Source organism: Microcoleus sp. S13_C5, assembly GCF_036700845.1.
GTDB lineage: Bacteria > Cyanobacteriota > Cyanobacteriia > Cyanobacteriales > Microcoleaceae > Microcoleus.
Genome location: NZ_JAUBPR010000080.1, coordinates 4049 through 21706 on the forward strand (window position 1 = coordinate 4049; position 17658 = coordinate 21706).

Here is a 17658-nt window from a genome sequence, read left to right on the forward strand (position 1 = left end):
GGGCCGGCTGCGGGCTGCTGTCTCTGTCTCTGTCTCGGAAATTGTTGCGGGCCGGCTGCGGGCTGCTGTCTCTGTCTCTGTCTCGGAAATTGTTGCGGGCCGGCTGCGGGCTGCTGTCTCTGTCTTGGTAATAATTGCCCCGGGATTCCTGCGGGCTGCTGTCTCTGTCTTGGAAAGTATTATTTCTGCGAAGGGATGGTTGGCCGTCGGAATCGACTCTGCGTTTGAAAATTGCTCTCACGGGCATTTCTCGCGATTGCGGGGCGAAGGTCGATCGCTTTTGAGGCGCGTCTACTCCGCGAGTGTCGGGACGGGGTTTGCGTTCAAAGCGGGGAGAGGATGGTTGTGAGTCCTGACGGCGGCCTTCGCTTTGGAAGGGCTTGCTGTCGGAATTTGATCGCGAGGAGTTTGGTCGGGTAAATTTTCTCATTGGTTTCTTGTGGTCAAAACGTTTTGGCTGAAGGCTAATCGATTGTAGATTGTAGATGTGAGGTTCTTGATTGAGGGAGCAATCTTGGGGCTTTGAGATTTTAGATATTCTAGGGAGGGAGCAAGGATTTTGCTGTGTTCAAATTGCTAGTTAATAACTGATAAATCCTGTTTTGCCGATCGAGATTTTTGCGGTTTTATGTTAGCCGTGCAAGGATGGTTAATTAATCCCTCCCCATTCCCAACTCTTAACTGCTAAATCCTTTAAGTCTCAAGATCTAAAAGTGCCAGAAGTTCGGTCAATCTTTCGGGATCGGTGAGATACAAATATCCGACCAAGGTTTCTAAGCTGCTGGCTTGTTGGTATATCTCTGGATCTGCTCGCTTAGAACGGCCCGCTGCAGCATTGCGGCCGCGCTTGACAATTGCTAATTCTGTACTGTTCAAGTAAGGAGAGAGCGATCGCAAGTGACGCGCTTGAGTTTCGGCTCGTACTTGCCCTACCACCAATTCGTGATAAGCTTGCAATCTTTTGGGTGGGACTAAGTACGAACTGCGAACGTAGAGTTCGTACACTGCATCTCCCAAATATGCCCAGGCTGCGGGCGAAATTCTTTCTATTTCTGCTGGTGTAGCCCTCGCAGGATGCACTCGATTTAAACTGATATCCGTCAGACTCAGTTTGAGCCCGTCATCTGCGATCGGCGACATACTTTTTTAAATAAAACTTCCGCACAGCTTGGTTTTTCTAGTCACTTACTTATTGCGTCTTTCGTTACTTCAGCAATTATAGCTTTCACAGGAGTGTTCGCTGTCAGATCACGAAGCGAGATATAGAGGAAAAGCTTGGCGCGACGATCGCACTCCTAAAAAAGGCTTTTTACCAAATCGGGATGCTCTAATTTTTATACCATTTTTCCGCGTGTTTGCCACACATATTTTACTTCCCCTCCACCGAAACTCTAAGCATTGGGAAAATAGCGGCTGGCGCGTGTCGCAGCTTCTGGGAAAATCGGTATTGTTTTACCAGCACAAAAATAAAAATTTGCTATCCAGCGTTGAGAACCGGATAGCTAATTTAATTCACTTTGGCGTCAAGCATCCTTGACGTTTTTTACCGCCTCATCAACCGAAGGCTGCAAAGACAAAAATTTCTCTAAGCGAACCAGTTTAACCGTCTGAGTTACGCGGGGATTTGAGACAATTTGCAATGTCCCTTCCAAGGTTTGGGCTTTTTTGACAAGTTGCACAAGTGCGCCCAAGCCTGAACTATCCACAAAGTCTATCTGAGACAAGTCCAAAATTACGTGTTTTGGGCCCTCGTCAATACATTTGCTTATTACCTTCCGAAAAGTGGCCTCAGAAAAAGCGTCCAGCAGGCCCGTCAGGCGAAATAACTGACAGTTATTCCTGACTTCGCGAGTGCCTCTGAGGCTAACGGTCAGGGTCAATGACTCAGGAATGACACCCTCCTAGCTAGATATGGCTTAAAGTCGAGGCTTCATTATAGGAGTTTTTTGGTTTTTTGTCTACAGTTTTTTTTTTCAGTGGTTTTTAGTTTTTTTGAGTCAGCAGTCAACGGTTAATGACTGCTGACTGCTGACTATTTACTGCTGGCTACTTTCTGATTGTCTCGCATTGACTGGACGAATCGATCGAATAAATAGTCGGCGTCGTGCGGGCCCGGGCTGGCTTCTGGGTGGTACTGCACTGAAAACAGTGGCAGAGTTTTATGTTTCAATCCGGCTACGGTGCGATCGTTCAAATTGAGATGAGTAATCTCTACTTCCGGGGCTAGGGAATCGGGGTCGATCGCAAAACCATGATTTTGGCTAGTAATTTCTATTTGCTCAGTTAAACCCGCTGGATGATTCAATCCCCGGTGGCCGAACTTAAGTTTAAAAGTTTCTGCACCCAAGGAAAGTCCCAAAATTTGGTGTCCCATGCAGATGCCGAATACGGGTTTGTCCGACTTTAACAAAGCTTTCGCAGTCGCGATCCCTTCCGTTACCGCCGCCGGATCTCCGGGGCCGTTGGACAGAAAAATGCCGTCCGGGTTGTATTTGAGGATTTCCTCCGGCGACGTGTCAGCGGGGACAACGATGACCCGACACCCGTAACTCGCCAGACGCCGCAGGATGTTGCGCTTGATCCCAAAGTCTAGCGCTACCACCGTCCACATTTGGCCGTTAGCAGGTTTGACTGTAGGACTGAACTCCCAAACCGAGTCCGTGGCTTCAGACCACTCGTAAACCTCGCGAGTGGTGACTTCCTGAACCAGATTCAGCCCGTCCATACTGGGGGCATCTTGCACTTGCTCCAAAAGTTCCGCCTGGTCGAGAATCGTGGTCGAAATGCCACCGTTGATCGCTCCCACCGTGCGAATTTTGCGAGTGAGGGCGCGGGTGTCGATCCCATAAATTCCGGGGACATCGTACTGTTTCAGATAGTCTTGCAGAGATTGCGAGCAGCGCCAGTTGCTGGGGCGGCTGCACACGTTCCGGGCGATCGCACCTCGAATTTGCGGGCGCGAGGATTCTTCGTCTTCGATATTTACCCCGGTATTGCCCAATTCTGGATAAGTAAAAGTTACAATTTGACCGCAATAGCTGGGATCAGTCAATACTTCTTGGTAGCCCGTCATTCCAGTATTAAATACTACCTCGCCAACGACGGTGGCGTCAGCGCCAAAGGACCAGCCGCGGTAAGCAGTACCGTCAGCTAGGACTAGGAGAGCGGGTTGTGCAGTTGAAAGTGACATGGCATCCTTAATTACTTTCGTTTGGTTTAATTCTTACCACTGCCAGGGATTTGATGCTAGTCGGCAATATACAGATATTATTTTAATTTGTGCAAGGGTTCGGAAAAGCAAGGCACCTAGGCCCGAGGCAGAAGCGACACGTAATCAAAAAGCAGCAATAAGTGCAAATTCTCCATCTCCCCCCGCGCCAGCGATTTATCGGCCAGCAGCTTAGGAGGCGCGCGGAAATTCTATATCTATACCAAAAGGCAGTTGTCGCTGTTACGATCGAGCTACAGCGTTTAATCAAAATATGCCCAGCAAATCTCCCTTGCCTTTACTCTCAAACTCAAAAAAGCCTCTACTGATCCCTCAAAACCTGCCCCAACCTTTACTGGTTTTAGCAGGGGTTATTTCTCTGAGCAGTTCAATTTTAGTAGGGAGTGTTGCCAACTCCTCGCCAGCAGTGGCTCAAGAAAGTGAGGGATGCTTCATGCGGAGCTCGTCAGGCCGAACCGTCAACCTCAGCCAATCAGTCTGCGGTTTTCTCCCCAAAGAATTGACGCCCACCACTTCGACCGCGGCAAAGTCGGGAGTGTTTCAGGCAAAAATCAAACGGCGAGAGGCTAATATCCCCGTCATAGAAGTCACGTTTAACGGCAAACAAAAGTTCGAGATGATGGTTGATTCTGGAGCTAGTGGCACAGTAATTACACCAGCAATGGCTAAAGCCTTGAGCCTTGTTCTCCAGGGAACAGTGCAAGCACAAACTCCCAACGGAGTGGCTACTTTTCCCCTCGGTCGCCTGACTTCTATTGAAGCAGGTGGTCTGGCAGTTAACAATGTAGTTGTGGCAGTCTCGCCATCCCTAGAGATCGGACTGTTGGGTCACGACTTTTTTGGTAATAAAGATGTGACTATTAAGCAAGATGTCATTGAATTTCGATCGCGCTCTTAAGAAAAACGAAGAAGGAAGAGGGAAGAAGTAAAGAAAAATTTAGAATTAAATAATTTTTACTGTTGGTCACTTAAAACCAAAAATTCCTTCTTCCTTCTTCCTTCTTCCTTCTTCCTTCTTCCATCCGTTACAAAATCCGTTGCCGAACTTCCTTCATTTCAAAAATTCAATCAACTGCTGCAACTTCAACCAAGATTCGCCGCTCAATAAAATCTCCTTAGCCATAGAAACTCCTGCTGCGTGAGAACCCATAGGAATTGCACCTCCCACCTGAAAAGCCAAAGACGCATTCAAAGCTACAACATCCATTTGTGCAGGCGTACCTTTGCCCTGCAAAACGTTCCGCAAAATCTCGGCGTTTTCCTCAACATTTCCGCCTTTTAACGAGCCGATCGCACTTGGTGTCAATCCTACCTTTTCCGGGTCTAAAGTAGTCAGTTCCACTTTGCCATCCGACAAAACCGCCAAATCAGTTACATCTCCCAACCCCGCCTCGTCCAATTTTTCTCTGCCGTGAACGACTACAGCTAACTCAGTCCCCAACTCGCCCAAAGCTTGAGCAATAGTTGATACCAGACTAGGATCGAACACCCCGATTACCTGCCCTGTAGGGCGCATAGGATTGACAAGGGGCCCTAATAGATTAAAAATAGTCCGCACCTTCAAAGTGCGCCGGAGCGACGCTACAGCCTTAAGTGCGGGATGCCACCCAGGGGCAAATAAAAAGGTGATGCCTACTTCGTCTACAGCGGCTCTCACCTTTGCGCCATCGGCGTTGAGGTTGACTCCGAGTGATTCCAACACGTCAGCAGAGCCCACTTTGCTCGATGCCGATCGATTTCCGTGTTTCGCAACTCGAACTGTGCCGGCGGCGGCCACAAAAGCTACAGCAGTGGAAATGTTAAACGTGGATGCGCCGTCGCCGCCGGTGCCGCAAGTATCAATTAATTTGAGATTGGAGATTGAGGATTTGGGATTGAAAACGCTCTCCGACTCGCCTGCAAGGGACTGAGAATGCAATACCTGAGCCATTCCTGCCAATTCTTGGGCAGAGATGCCTTTGGTTTGGATGGCCGCTAAAATTGCTCCTGAGAGGACGGGGGGAATAGCTTCTGCTAGCCATCCCTGCATCAAGTCGGCTGCTTGGGCGCGTGAGAGAGATTGTCTGTCTAATAGTTGCTGCAGGAGGGCTGGCCACACAGGAGAATCCGCCGTCTGGGTTGAAGCTGGGGCTAACTCTGGCGTTGCTAGGAGAGGAGAATCTGTCATTTATTAGTTCTAGTCAAATTTAGCCCGATCGAGCTTTGTGGCCAAACCGAGAATCGATCGGGATTTTACCAGACTTGCCGACCAAATTTTGCGCGCCCGGGCCCAGATTTTTACCAAAATGCCAGCACCGCTACAGAATTTTTCCGCCCGCAGCAGCAGAATATGAATTTTTTGATACAACAATTACCCTATTGTTGTGCCAACTTTACATACAAACCCCAGATCGTACAACTGCCAGCAGTCTGCTGTATTATCTATCAGCAATAATACTTAACAGTAACTCAGAGCACCCAAAGACCGATAAAAGTTACCGACAAAAGTTGTGGAGACCAAAAAATTTTAGAACTTAGGGAGCCCAAGATTCATCTGTGGAGTCACTTCTTTAATCTAAAATCTAAAATCTCCAATCGACTGACAGCAAGGACAGCGAGCGTTTAGCTCTTGCAGGCGGGTTAGTTGCCTCGGGTAAGAGTCGATCGTACTCTCACCCAAATCCTAAAAATAGAGTCTTGCGGTTGTAGGAGTCGCTGCCTTTTATTATTGTAACAACATCCTTGCTACTAACTTATTTCAGGGTATTCAACTGCTAATATATCCAGGGAGATTTCAAGGAACGGGTTTTGCTAGAACACCTGCATCGAAGGCAGATCGATGTGCCAATGCGATCGTGACAGCCAGCCAAGCCTCAAATAAATACCGGATCAAGTAAACTTTCCGCAGCAACCACTAACAACTAACAGCCCCGTAGGACAGATGAATAAACACACTCGTCTCCGGCTGCGACACACCATCTTTAACCTAACTAACGGCTCGAATTTAACAGGCGGTAGACCAAAAATATTCAACTCACACACAAGAGCAGGGTATTCAAAAGTGGGAAATCAAAAATTAGGAAATAAAGCGATAGAATGCCTGAATGTCGCGGAGGCACTGCACCAAATGGAAGCAAAATATTATAGTATGTTTGAAAATGCGGTGTCGGGCATTTTTCAAACAACCCAAGACGGTCGCTACATCAGCGCTAACCCAGCTTTGGCTCGCATCTACGGATATAGTTCCGCCGAAGAGTTGATGGGCTGTCTGACGGATATCAGCGATCAGCTTTACGTCAATCCCGATCGCCGCGATCAGTTTGTTTCTGCTTTGCAAGAACATGGCATCGTATCGGATTTTGAGTCGCAGATTTATCGCCGAGATGGAACAAGAATTTGGATCGCTGAAAATGCGCGGGCTGTCTGCGATGAAGCGGGTAAATTGCTCTACTACGAAGGTTTTGTAGAAGATATCACCCAGCGCAAGCAAGCAGAATCTGCACTTATAGAAAGCGAAGAACGCCTGCGCTTAATAATTGAAGGCGTTAAGGATTACGCTATATTCATGTTAGACCCTGATGGGTATGTAGCTAGCTGGAATTCGGGTGCAGAACGAATTTTTGGATACAGAACTTATGAAATAGTCGGCAAGAACTCGGAGTGTTTTTTTACGAAAGAAGATCTGGAAATTGGCAAACCCCAAGAAAAATTGATCATGGCGGTGGCCGAAGGTCGATACGAAAATGAAGGCTGGCGGCTTCGCAAAGACGGATCGCGATTTTGGGCAAATATTATTGTTACTCCTTTGCGCGATGAAAGGGGAAAGTTGCAGGGCTTTTCTCAAGTAATGCAGGATATTACTGAGCAAAAGCGGGCGGCTGAGGAGAAGATGCAGTTGATTGCTTCTTTGCAGGCGTCGGAAAAAAAGTTTCGCACTTTGTACGAATCGACAAGTGATGCGGTAATGCTGCTAGACGAAGAGGGTTTTTTGGATTGCAATCCGGCTACTTTAAAGTTATTTGGATGCAGCACTGAATCGGAGTTTTGCGGCAAGCATCCTTCGGACTTCAGTCCGCCCTTGCAACCGGACGGACAAGATTCTCTGAGTCTTTATCAAGAGCGAGTTAATACGGCTGTGCGATCGGGAAATTGCCGCTTTGACTGGCGGCACTGCCGTTTGGATGGTTCTGAGTTTCCGGCGGAAGTGCTGCTAACTTCTATGGATATTGGCGGCAAAATGGGGCTGCAAGGCGTGGTGCGCGATATCACTTATCGGGTACAGGCTGAGGAGGCCCTGAAGCAGGCTAATGAGGTATTGGAATGCCGGGTTAAAGAGCGGACAAGTCAGTTGGAAGAGGCTATTAAAAAGTTGAGTTTATCGGAAGAAAAGTTTTCTAAGGCTTTTCGCTCAAGCCCAGATCCGATGATTATTACTACTTTTGCTGAGGGGCGTTTTATTGAAGTTAATGATAGTTTCTTGTCGATGACTGGTTACGATTTAGAAGAAACGACCTGGAATACAGTACCGGGGTTAAATATTTGGGTAAGGCCTGAAGACCGAGTGAATTTTAGGCGAAGTTTGCACGAACAAGGTGTTGTTCGCAATCAGGAATGCGAGTTTCGGATGAAGTCGGGATCGGTGGTGGTGTGTTTGCTGTCCGCAGAGTTGATTAATTTGGACGGCGAACTCTGTATGCTGGCGGTGATGACGGATATTACCGATCGCAAACACGCCGAAGAAGCCCTACGGGAAAGCCAGCGGGCCTTGGCGACGCTGATGAGCAATTTGCCGGGAATGGCCTACCGTTTTCGCAACGATGCCGATCGCAGTATGGAGTTTGTCAGCGAAGGTTGCTATCAGTTAGCCGGCTATTCTCCTGAAGAATTTATCGGCACTCGGGAAGTTTCTATATCGGAATTGACTCACCCCGACGATCGCGATAATTTGTGGAATGCCGTGCAAGTTGCCTTACAAGAAAATCGACCCTATCAGCTAACTTACCGAATTACTTCTAAAAACGGCGAATTAAAATGGGTTTGGGAGCAAGGTTTGGGAGTGTTTTCCGACTCGGGAGAATTGATAGCTTTGGAAGGGTTAATTACTGATATTTCTGAGCAGAAACGCAGTGAAGAAGCTTTGCGGCGATCGCAAACAGAGTTAACTCAACAAAAACTTCAACTCGAAAATACTTTGCACGAATTGCAGCAAACTCAAGCCTTATTAATTCATACTGAAAAAATGTCTACTCTCGGTCAAATGGTAGCTGGTGTTGCTCACGAAATTAACAATCCTGTTAGCAGCGTCTGCGGCAATCTCGTCCACGTCGGTCACTACACGGAAGATTTGCTTAATTTGCTCGATATGTACCAGCAGCACTGCCCGCAGCCGCCTGCAGCAATTCTAAATAAAATTAAGGATATCGAATTAGAGTTTCTGCTAGAAGATTTGCCGAAAGCGATGTCTTCGATGCAGGTTGGGGCCGATCGCATTCGGGAAATCGTGCGATCACTCAGAAATTTCTCCCGCAAAGACGATTCTCAAATGAGCAAAGTTAACCTGCACGAAGGGATTGAAGGAACGTTGCTGATTCTGCAAAGTCGCCTGAAAGCCAGAGGCAACTATCCCGAAATTGCGGTAATTAAGGACTATGGAAATTTGCCTTTGGTTGAGTGTTATGCTGGGAAAGTCAATCAGGTATTTATGAATTTGATCGGAAATGCGATCGACGCGATCGAGGAATACAACGAAGGGCGTTCAGTTGCCGAAGTCAAAGCTAACCGCAGCAAGATTAAAATTAGGACAGAAGTCCAAAACTCCAATGCTGTAATTAGGATTTCTGACAACGGCCCCGGTATGCCAGAAGAAGTCTCCCAGCAGTTATTCGAGGCTTTTTTTACCACCAAACCCGCCGACAAAGGCACCGGTTTAGGCCTGTCCATTTCCTACAAAGTTATCCAAGAACACGGTGGTAAACTTAGCTGCGTGTCTGCACTCGGCCACGGAGCTGAGTTTATCATAGAATTGCCGATCCAACAACCGATCCAACAACCGATCCAACAATCCTAAAGTGCGATCGGGGCGATCGCATCGGGATAACGAGTCGCGGTTTGTAGTGAGGACTTTAGTCCTCATAAAACTCGCTCGGACTAAACCAGTAAGGTGCGGTGTGCATCGAGCCCTACATATAGAAATTTTGCATAAGTTCTGTATTGCTGAAACGCTGGCTTTTATTGCTTCTTCCTTCTTCCTTCTTCCTTCTTCCTTCTTCCTTCTTCCTTAATTACACCTTCCCAAATAAATTCGAGCCACCTTATCCCCCGGATTTTGCCGCAAACAATCCGCAAAAAGTCCCGCAGCTTCCCTAAAATTCTTCATATTGTACAAAGACAAAGCCTCACTAAATAGTTGCAGAGTCGCTAACTTCCCCGCTTTAACTTCCGGCAAATCCGCATCAAAAACTTCATAAACAGTCACCCATTCAGACTTACCCTTAACCTGAACTTTATCAATTACCCGAATTCCATAATCAGCAGGATTTGTCAAGCGATCGAACGTCTGTTGAGTAATTAACAGCGACACCCCGTAATTCTTCGTCAAACTTTCAATCCGAGAAGCCAAATTAACCGCATCGCTAATCACAGTACCGTCCATGCGGCTTTTTCCGCCCACTATACCCAGAATCAAAGAACCAGTATTGATTCCCACCCCAATCTCAACTGGCAAATAACCCACAGAAGCGCGATCTCGATTGTATTCAGCAAGAGTATGCAGCATCGCAATTCCGGCTTTCACGGCATCATCCGCCCCCTCGCTAAACAAAGCCATAATTGCATCACCAATATATTTATCAATAAACCCTTTATTTTCCACAATCAGCGGTTCCATTCGACTCAGATAAGAATTTATAAATTTGAAATTTTCTGTCGGTGTCATTTGTTCCGAGAGAGTAGTGAAATCGCGGATGTCAGAAAACAAAACTGACATTTCCAACTCCACCGCTCCTCCCAATTTAATATCAACAATACTGTCACATCCCAAAAAAGCTAAAAACTCATTGGGTACAAAGCGACTTGTCGCCTCCGCAATTTCTAATTCTGCATCCAGTGAAAGTTCCAAATTGGAATTAACCTCAAAAAGCTTTTCAATGAACTTTTTGCGTTCTGCCTCAGCTTCTCGGCGTTCCGTGATATCTTGAAGAGTGTTGATAGCATAAACAATATTTCCTTGTTGATCGTAGATGGGAGTAGCGAAGATTTCTAAGGGAATAATCTTGTCGCCTTGATGAACTTCTGCATCGTCAGCCGTAGCACTTTCCCCCTTCAACGCCCGCACGATGGGTAAATTCTCCGTAGGATAATTTTGATTTGTGCCTGCTTGATAGAGTTGATAAACCTCTGACAATTGCTCGGAACTCGTATCCGGCACAACTCCTTTACCAAATATCTCTTTTGCTTTCCGATTGACGTAGTAAGGTTTGCCGTCCGCACCCAGCACACCTACACCAATCGGCATTGCTTCCAAAAACTGTCTCAAGCGATTTTCGTTTTCATGCAGTTTGGCAATCAGTGCCGTTTGCTGGCTGTTTAACTCTGCCAACTCCTGATTTATTTGCTGGAGTTTGGCATTTTGTTCGGTTAGTTGTTTATCTTGAAGATAACTATTTAGCGCTTCTTTAACCGTCAATTTCAAATCTTCAGATTGCCAAGGCTTAGTAATATAACGATATAAGTTTGCAGAGTTTATAGCATGGGCGATAGCCCCAAGATCTGCTTGTCCTGTCAGCATAATTTTTATAGTTTTAGGCAAAATTAGATGAGCCTGTTTTAACAGCTCATCTCCCTTCATCTCAGGCATAATGTGGTCAGAAATAAGTAAAGGAATTTCATCCCCATCCTCTAACAATTCTTCAATTAACTCTAATGCTTCCTCTCCCCCTTCAGCAATTTCGATTATGTAATCCTTGCCAACAGCCTCTTGCAGTTCTGCTTTGAGGCTGCTGAGTATAGTTTTCTCATCATCGACACAGATAATTACCTGTTGGGTCATAGTTTAGATAAACCAGATTTAATAGTTTCTAGCAAATGGGCTTCCGACCAAGGTTTAGATAAGCAACGATGGAGGTTCGCCTGTTTTTGGGCTCTATCAATTGCTACTTCATCAGCTTGACCTGTGAGCAGAATTTTAATAACATTGGGGTAGTTTTTGTGAATTTGAATCAGCAACTCATCTCCCCTGATACCGGGCATTAACCAATCAGAAATAATCAAAATAACGCTAATTCCCTCCTCGTTGAGGTCATTAATGAGATCTAAAGCCTCCTCAGCATCCTCAGCCCCTTCATAGATGTAGGCATCCCCAAATGCTGCTGCTAGCTGCGTCCTGAGACTGTCTAACACTATTCTCTCGTCGTCAACGCACAAAATAACTGGTTTAGACATCTATTTTTTCTCGTTTTTAATTGTTTATTAGTAGCAAAAGTAGTCACAGTAGTAAAGTGTATTAGTAGGCCCCATTTTATCTTAAGATGTCACAAGTCAACGCCTCGCCAAATCCTCTCTCCCTCCCCAGTCACCGAAACCAAGAAACTTATATGGGTAGCACCTTAGCTGAGCATAACGCATCGTACTGCTGTTTTACATCAGTTTCCTGTTGAATCGGAGTTATGAGCCTCAAAACGTTTTAACTTTTGAAATACTCCCAATGGGGTAGATTGCAGCTTAGGCGGAACCAAGTAACACCCGACCTACTTAGTAGCTTATATCGTTGGCGATCGCATTGACCTGCTTATCGACCGCTCATGGGCAGGAAAACATGAAATGTAGTTTTTCCAGGAAGTGATTCCACTTCAATTTTTCCCTGATGTTTGTCAACAATCTTCTTGACAATATCTAGTCCCAATCCGCTGCCTTCTCCTGCGGGCTTAGTACTAAAAAACGGGTCAAATATTTTCCCTTTTATCTCTTCTGGTATCCCGAAGCCGCTGTCGGTAATGCTAACTTTAGCCTGGTAATCTTGAGCCGTTAACTCAATTGTTAGCGTGCCTCGATAATCCATTGCTTGCAAAGCATTGTGAATTAAATTCGTCCAAACTTGATTTAGTTCGTCGGGATAGCAGAGTATCGGCGGGATTTCGGCATAGTTTGTGATAACCTCAACTCCCTGTTTGAGTAGATTTTGATACAGGGTTAAGATTGTTTCAATACCTTCTTTAATACTGGCTGCTGTTTTTTCGCCCGACTGTTCGTAGCGGGCATAAGTTTTTAAAGCAAAAACTACTTTTGATGCTCTGTCTGTAGCTGTGTTGATAGTAGCAATGCCTCTTTTTAATTCGGAAAGTTTGTAGGCGATTTCTAGGAGGTGTAAACTATCGGATCTTTGCAACAAACTGACAAAGGCATCTATTTCATTATAAACCCCCATAATCACTAGGCGATCGGCTACGGTATCGGCACTGTCAATTCCTAATTCTTCCAGTTGGCTTCTCAAAGCTCTCTTCAATTTGCGTTCTTCTTTGGTTGATAAGCTTGCTTCTTGTTGGAGTGATCGCTGAAGTAAACTCAAGAAATTATGTGCTTCTTCTGGGGAGAGAGATTGAAAAAGTGCGGGCAACTGTTCTAAAGTTTGATTCAAGAACTTAGAAACATTTCCTGCCGAGGAGCGAATTGCACCCAGGGGAGTGTTAACTTCGTGAGCAACTCCGGCAACCAGTTGTCCTAAAGCTGCCATTTTTTCTGATTGAATCAATCCTTCTTGGGTGGCTTCGAGATTGCTTAAAGCTTGTGATAATTCTTGGGTGCGTTCTTCGACTTTGGCTTCTAAGTTGGCATAGAGTTGGGCATTTTCTATGGAGATCGCGGCTTGGGAGGCTAAGATATTTAAGACGGCCAGCCGATCGGGAGTAAAGGCATTTGTAACGAGAGTATTTTCTAGGTAAAGAATGGCGATCGGCTTTCCTTGATGTTGAATCGGCAGACACAAAACCGACTTGGGTTGATGCTGGATGATATAAGAGTCAGCCGCAAAGGTAGCCTCAGCCGTCGCATCATGAATTACCAAGGTTTCTTGGGTGCGCGAGACATAGTTAACGATCGCGATCGGAATTTCGTTAGAGTCAACAAGGGGAGTTGATGCTAGATTGCACGATTTACTGCTCACACATAGAGCCGCTACGAAGAAAGAATCTCTTTCTCTCAAAATCATAGCTCCTTTTTTAGCTCCCACATTCTCAATCATCACTTGCATCAAAGTGGAGAGCAACTGATCGAGGTTGATTTCTCCTGACAATGATTGAGATGCTTTGATTACTGTTGCCAAGTCCAAAATCTCTGAAAGACCTGAAGTTGTACTTGCAACAGTTCCAGTCATCATTTGGGTAATTGTTTCTCCTGTCTTTAAGCTGATTTTTTGATTTAAAATAGGTGCAAGTAATTGGGGGTAGCATTTTTCTAAATCCTCAATTTTTGCCTTGGCTCCCCAGCGTGCATAGGCGTAGTAAGCCTCTGTAAGGTAGACTTGAGCAATTTTTTCTTTACCCCAAGTTAGATAGAATTTTCCTGCTAGCTCATTACTAAGTGCTTCTTCATTGATGTACTCATTTTCTTTAGCGAGTTTTATGGCGCGATCGTAATAATCCATTGCGTCTATATTTTGGCCTAAAACTCGATGCCGTTCTGCCTCTACTAGATAGAATTTATGTAAATAATTCATCGGGGCATGATTCGCCCAGTTTTGCATTTTTGCCTGGTTGGAAGTTATAGTTTCGAGGATTTGTTGTTGTTCAGAAATCTCTACATCAGAATACACCGCCAACTTAGACAGAGAATCGTAGGTATAAAAAATCGGCACTAATATCGAAGCTACTACTGCATCTAAATACTGTTTTGCTCCGGCCGAATGCTCAACTGCTTGGTGGTACTCCCCAAAAAGATAACAAAGAATTAACTTATTTAAGTAAAAATAGTAACACGCCATTCTATGATTATTGGCAATATGAAGGGGTAACATTTTAGATTCATTACAAGCTGAACCGATTAAACGGCAAGGATTCTCTGTCCTTCCCAGCAAGTTTAATACAAGTTGATGGTCAATTTGATGTACTTGAAGAATGCTATCCTGATTCATCTTTGTGAAAGCATCCCTGTAGGTTTGCATTTCTAGTTCAACCCTTGACAGTTCAGTAGAGCCACTACAGTACAAAAGGTAACAGTACCTTTGTGCTGAATAGCCAGCGTGTTCTAAATCTCCTGTTTCTAAACCTCGAAAGTAAGCAGATAACAGGGGTTTGAACGTTTCTTTAATATGATTTTTCCAAGGCTTTGTAAAGTAAGTTGCTACAAAAATAGTCATAGCCTCGAAAGGCTTGGCATCGAGTTTATTGAGCAGATTTAGTGCCAGTTCTCCAAATTGATAGCCCGACTCTAACTCTCCCATGACTCCGCATAGAATGAGTCCATAATTCGCATAGGAATGAGTATGAGTTGGTGCATTACCATATTCAATGGCTAACTGAATCTGTTTAAAAGTAATCAGGGGCAACAGGACAGGAGTTACCATGTAGGCAGCAGGACAGAGTTTTAACAGGATCTTACTCGCTGCCAGTTTTTGCGGGTCAGTCATGTCAGGCAAGTCAATTAAGTCCTGAATATGTTTCCCCTGTAAAGCCAATTGCGTCTCTTCAAAAGCCAGGGGAATTTCTGTCGGTTCTGGATCTTGAGGTAGATTTATCCCCAAGAGTTTGAGAATGTCTAACCCAAAATTTAAAGATTGTTTGATTTGGTTCTGCGCTCTCAAAGCTTGAATTTTAACTTGATAAATTTTGATTTTATCTAAGAGCGTATTTGCGTTTTGGAGGGCAATTTCTGCCAATCGCTCCATTTGCTCAAAATCACCGTTTAGATACATCGCCTCCGTGGCTTCTTCATACAGTGCCAAAGTCAGGTTATAATGGTTCTGCCAACAATCAATAACCAGGAGTTCTATACCTACAGTTAAATACTTTTTAGCAGCCGCGTAAGCCGTTGAAGATTTAGCTTTACGTCCAGCCATTAAATTCAACTGAGCGAGCTCGTCCCGTTCTATTTGATGGGTAATTAACTCCATCCCCATATTCAATTGGTTGACAATATCAAAAATTTTCTCTTCTATTTCTGCTTCCGTAGGGACGGTGCCTCCGTGCCCGCCCTTCCTCAACAGGAGTTGCCCAATTTCGAGATGCGTGGACTGTTTCTGGGATTCGGGGATCAGAAGATATGCTGCTTGCTGCACTCGATCGTGTAAAAACTTGTAGGGAATCGATAACTCAGACGCTTGTGGAAGTTCAACGGATTCCGAGTCTTGAAAAAATTTGTACACTTCGGCGATCGGCATAACTAACCCTTCTTGCAAAGCTTTCCACAAATGAGTCGCTGTCTCACTCTGAGATTTTTGGTGAACAATTGCCAGAGTTGCTAATTCAAACTCGTTGCCAATACACGCTGCAAGTTTCAAAACATCCTGGGTATCTCTAGGCAACTTTTGCAATTGAATCGCCATAAACTCGACAACATCATCGGTCAAAGCTAGCGTCCTTACTTGGGCCATGTCACATTGCCAATAGCCGCTATTCAAATCAAAAGATATTAACCCATCTTCGTGCAGAGATTTTATAAATTGAGTAGCAAAAAAAGGATTGCCTTTAGTTCTGGTAAAAACCAGCTCTGTCAGAGGAATCGCCCTTTCTGGTGGACAGGAAAGAGTATCGACCATCAGGCGATTCAGGGAAGTTTTGTCTAAAGGTGCTAACGTAATTTGGTTGACTGTTGCCGAGTCTTTGCGAATCTCATCCAATGTCAGCATTAGTGGATGGGCGGGAAACACTTCGTTATCCCGATACGCTCCCATTAACAACAGATAGCTGGTATCTATTTCACTCATCAACAACTGCATTAGCTTCAAAGAAGCCGAATCTGCCCACTGCAAATCATCCAAGAAAATCACTAAAGGATGTTCTTTTGTTGCGAACACTCTGAGTATTTTTTTAAATAATAGATTGAAGCGATTTTGAGCAGCAGTTCCTTCGAGTTTGGGTACTTCTGGCTGCTTGCCAATTAGTCGTTCTAATTCCGGGATAACATCTATAATGACTTGACTATTTTCCCCTAACGCTTCTAATATTTTGAGTCGCCATGTATTTACCTCAGCAGCACTTTCGGTGAGTAATTGCTGCATCAAATTCTGGAATGCGTACACCCAGGAGGAAAATGGAATATCGCGCTTAAATTGATCGAATTTACCTTTAATGAAGTAACCCCGCTGGCGGACAATAGGTTTGTGGACTTCGTTAACAACGGCGGTTTTGCCAATCCCGGAAAAGCCAGCAACTAGCATGATTTCGCAAGGGCCTTGGCTGCTGACGCGATCGAAGGCATCTAATAGCGCTTTAACTTCAGTTTCTCTACCGTAGAGTTTTTCGGGAATGACGAAGCGATCACAAATATCTCTATTCCCCAAGGCAAACTGGCTAATATTCCCATTCTCCTGCCATTGCTGCCAACAATTTTCTAAGTCATATCGCAGCCCAATAGCACTGTGATAGCGTGATTCGGGAGTTTTTGCCATCAATTTCATAATGATGCTATTCAGCATCACGCCAATAGCTGGGACCAGATTTATAGGGGGAGTTGGAATCCTGGCAAGATGACAGTGAACTAGCTCCATTTGATCGCTAGAGTTAAAGGGTAATTCCCCTGTAAGTAGTTCGTAAAACGTGACTCCCAGCGAGTAAAAATCGGTGCGGTAGTCGATACCTCGATTCATTCGTCCCGTCTGTTCTGGGGACATATAAGCTAGGGTTCCTTCTAAGACGTTTGGGTTGTAAATTTCCTGGTTTTCTCTGGGTAAAAGAGAGGAAATGCTGAAGTCAATTAATTTAACTTCTTTAGTTTTAGGGTTAATGATGATATTCTGGGGCTTGATATCTTTGTGAATAATTCGGTTGTGATATAATCCTTCTATGGTTTGAACAATCTGAATCGCGATGGGCATGAATTCATCTAGCGGTAGGGGCGAAGTATGGGGGGAGGAAACCTCAGAATTACTTGATAGGCGATCGCCCAAATTCTTCGCTTCAGCATTAGCAGTATACTCAGCAAGGGAAACACCCCCAACATCCTCCATTACCAGGGCAAAAGCATTGCGGTAGTTTAAGAGTGCAATGGGTTTGACAATTCCAGGAAGGTCAAGATTTTTGGTAATGGTGTACTGATTCCGCAACTGCACGAGTTCGCTAAAAGTGGGATACTCGCTCAATAGCAGTTTGATAATTACTTTTTGGTTTGACTCAGAAAGTCCTCGATAAACCTGTGTTCTAGAGCCATTGTATATTTTCTCAATGATGCGATAGCCGGGAATTGTTAACAAATTATCAGTCATGCTGAAGAAGTTAAATAAAGATTTTATAGATGCTACCGGA

Annotated in this window: 10 protein-coding genes and 1 pseudogene; 2 read left to right on the forward strand and 9 right to left on the reverse strand. The window is 44.9% G+C overall.

Annotated elements, in window-relative coordinates:
- From QUA04_RS19695 to carA, 4 genes and pseudogenes are all read right to left on the reverse strand, one after another.
- A pseudogene (locus QUA04_RS19695) lies at positions 1–430 on the reverse strand (23S rRNA (guanosine(2251)-2'-O)-methyltransferase RlmB); the annotation flags it as partial.
- 263 nt (positions 431–693) lie between these two features.
- The gene (locus tag QUA04_RS19700) at positions 694–1140 is read right to left on the reverse strand and encodes a Mini-ribonuclease 3 (RefSeq protein WP_190662113.1); all 447 of its coding nucleotides are present in this window, start codon (positions 1138–1140) and stop codon (positions 694–696) included.
- Between the two features lie 383 nt (positions 1141–1523).
- Complete coding sequence (locus QUA04_RS19705) at positions 1524–1880, reverse strand: STAS domain-containing protein (protein ID WP_015176627.1); 357 nt, start codon at positions 1878–1880, stop codon at positions 1524–1526.
- Positions 1881–2032: 152 nt separating this feature from the next.
- Complete coding sequence (gene carA / locus QUA04_RS19710) at positions 2033–3190, reverse strand: glutamine-hydrolyzing carbamoyl-phosphate synthase small subunit (protein ID WP_333259534.1); 1158 nt, start codon at positions 3188–3190, stop codon at positions 2033–2035.
- A 292-nt stretch (positions 3191–3482) separates the two neighbouring features.
- Between carA and QUA04_RS19715 the strand changes: the two genes are divergently transcribed.
- Positions 3483–4127 (forward strand): retropepsin-like aspartic protease, encoded by a 645-nt coding sequence (locus tag QUA04_RS19715; RefSeq protein ID WP_333259539.1) that lies wholly within the window; start codon positions 3483–3485, stop codon positions 4125–4127.
- Between the two features lie 153 nt (positions 4128–4280).
- Here the strand turns inward: QUA04_RS19715 and trpD are convergent, their stop codons facing one another.
- Together trpD and QUA04_RS19725 are read right to left on the reverse strand one after the other, a co-directional pair.
- Positions 4281–5396: an anthranilate phosphoribosyltransferase gene (trpD, locus tag QUA04_RS19720; RefSeq protein WP_333259540.1), complete on the reverse strand. Its 1116-nt coding sequence runs from the start codon at positions 5394–5396 to the stop codon at positions 4281–4283.
- Between the two features lie 9 nt (positions 5397–5405).
- Positions 5406–5579 (reverse strand): hypothetical protein, encoded by a 174-nt coding sequence (locus QUA04_RS19725; RefSeq protein ID WP_333259542.1) that lies wholly within the window; start codon positions 5577–5579, stop codon positions 5406–5408.
- A 570-nt stretch (positions 5580–6149) separates the two neighbouring features.
- Here QUA04_RS19725 and QUA04_RS19730 point away from each other — a divergent pair.
- The gene (locus QUA04_RS19730; RefSeq protein ID WP_333259545.1) at positions 6150–9275 is read left to right on the forward strand and encodes a PAS domain S-box protein; all 3126 of its coding nucleotides are present in this window, start codon (positions 6150–6152) and stop codon (positions 9273–9275) included.
- Between the two features lie 210 nt (positions 9276–9485).
- On the opposite strand, the gene QUA04_RS19735 is transcribed toward QUA04_RS19730, so the two are convergent.
- From QUA04_RS19735 to QUA04_RS19745, 3 genes are all read right to left on the reverse strand, one after another.
- Positions 9486–11255 carry an adenylate/guanylate cyclase domain-containing protein gene (locus tag QUA04_RS19735; protein WP_333259548.1) on the reverse strand — a complete coding sequence of 590 codons (1770 nt, stop codon included), beginning with the start codon at positions 11253–11255 and terminating at the stop codon, positions 9486–9488.
- Entirely contained in the window at positions 11252–11647 is a 396-nt protein-coding gene (locus QUA04_RS19740; protein ID WP_333259551.1) for a response regulator, read from the reverse strand. Before QUA04_RS19740 ends, QUA04_RS19735 begins: the two co-directional genes overlap by 4 nt.
- Before the next feature lie 346 nt (positions 11648–11993).
- The gene (locus tag QUA04_RS19745; protein ID WP_333259554.1) at positions 11994–17618 is read right to left on the reverse strand and encodes an AAA family ATPase; all 5625 of its coding nucleotides are present in this window, start codon (positions 17616–17618) and stop codon (positions 11994–11996) included.
- Between the last annotated feature and the right edge of the window lie 40 nt (positions 17619–17658).

Bases quoted from the DNA above. Each gene is read 5' to 3' on its own strand.
- QUA04_RS19700 (WP_190662113.1), bottom strand. From the start codon at position 1,140: ATGTCGCCGATCGCAGATGACGGGCTCAAACTGAGTCTGACGGATATC.
- carA (WP_333259534.1), bottom strand. From the start codon at position 3,190: ATGTCACTTTCAACTGCACAACCCGCTCTCCTAGTCCTAGCTGACGGT.
- QUA04_RS19715 (WP_333259539.1), top strand. From the start codon at position 3,483: ATGCCCAGCAAATCTCCCTTGCCTTTACTCTCAAACTCAAAAAAGCCT.
- trpD (WP_333259540.1), bottom strand. From the start codon at position 5,396: ATGACAGATTCTCCTCTCCTAGCAACGCCAGAGTTAGCCCCAGCTTCA.
- QUA04_RS19730 (WP_333259545.1), top strand. From the start codon at position 6,150: ATGAATAAACACACTCGTCTCCGGCTGCGACACACCATCTTTAACCTA.
- QUA04_RS19735 (WP_333259548.1), bottom strand. From the start codon at position 11,255: ATGACCCAACAGGTAATTATCTGTGTCGATGATGAGAAAACTATACTC.
- QUA04_RS19740 (WP_333259551.1), bottom strand. From the start codon at position 11,647: ATGTCTAAACCAGTTATTTTGTGCGTTGACGACGAGAGAATAGTGTTA.
- QUA04_RS19745 (WP_333259554.1), bottom strand. From the start codon at position 17,618: ATGACTGATAATTTGTTAACAATTCCCGGCTATCGCATCATTGAGAAA.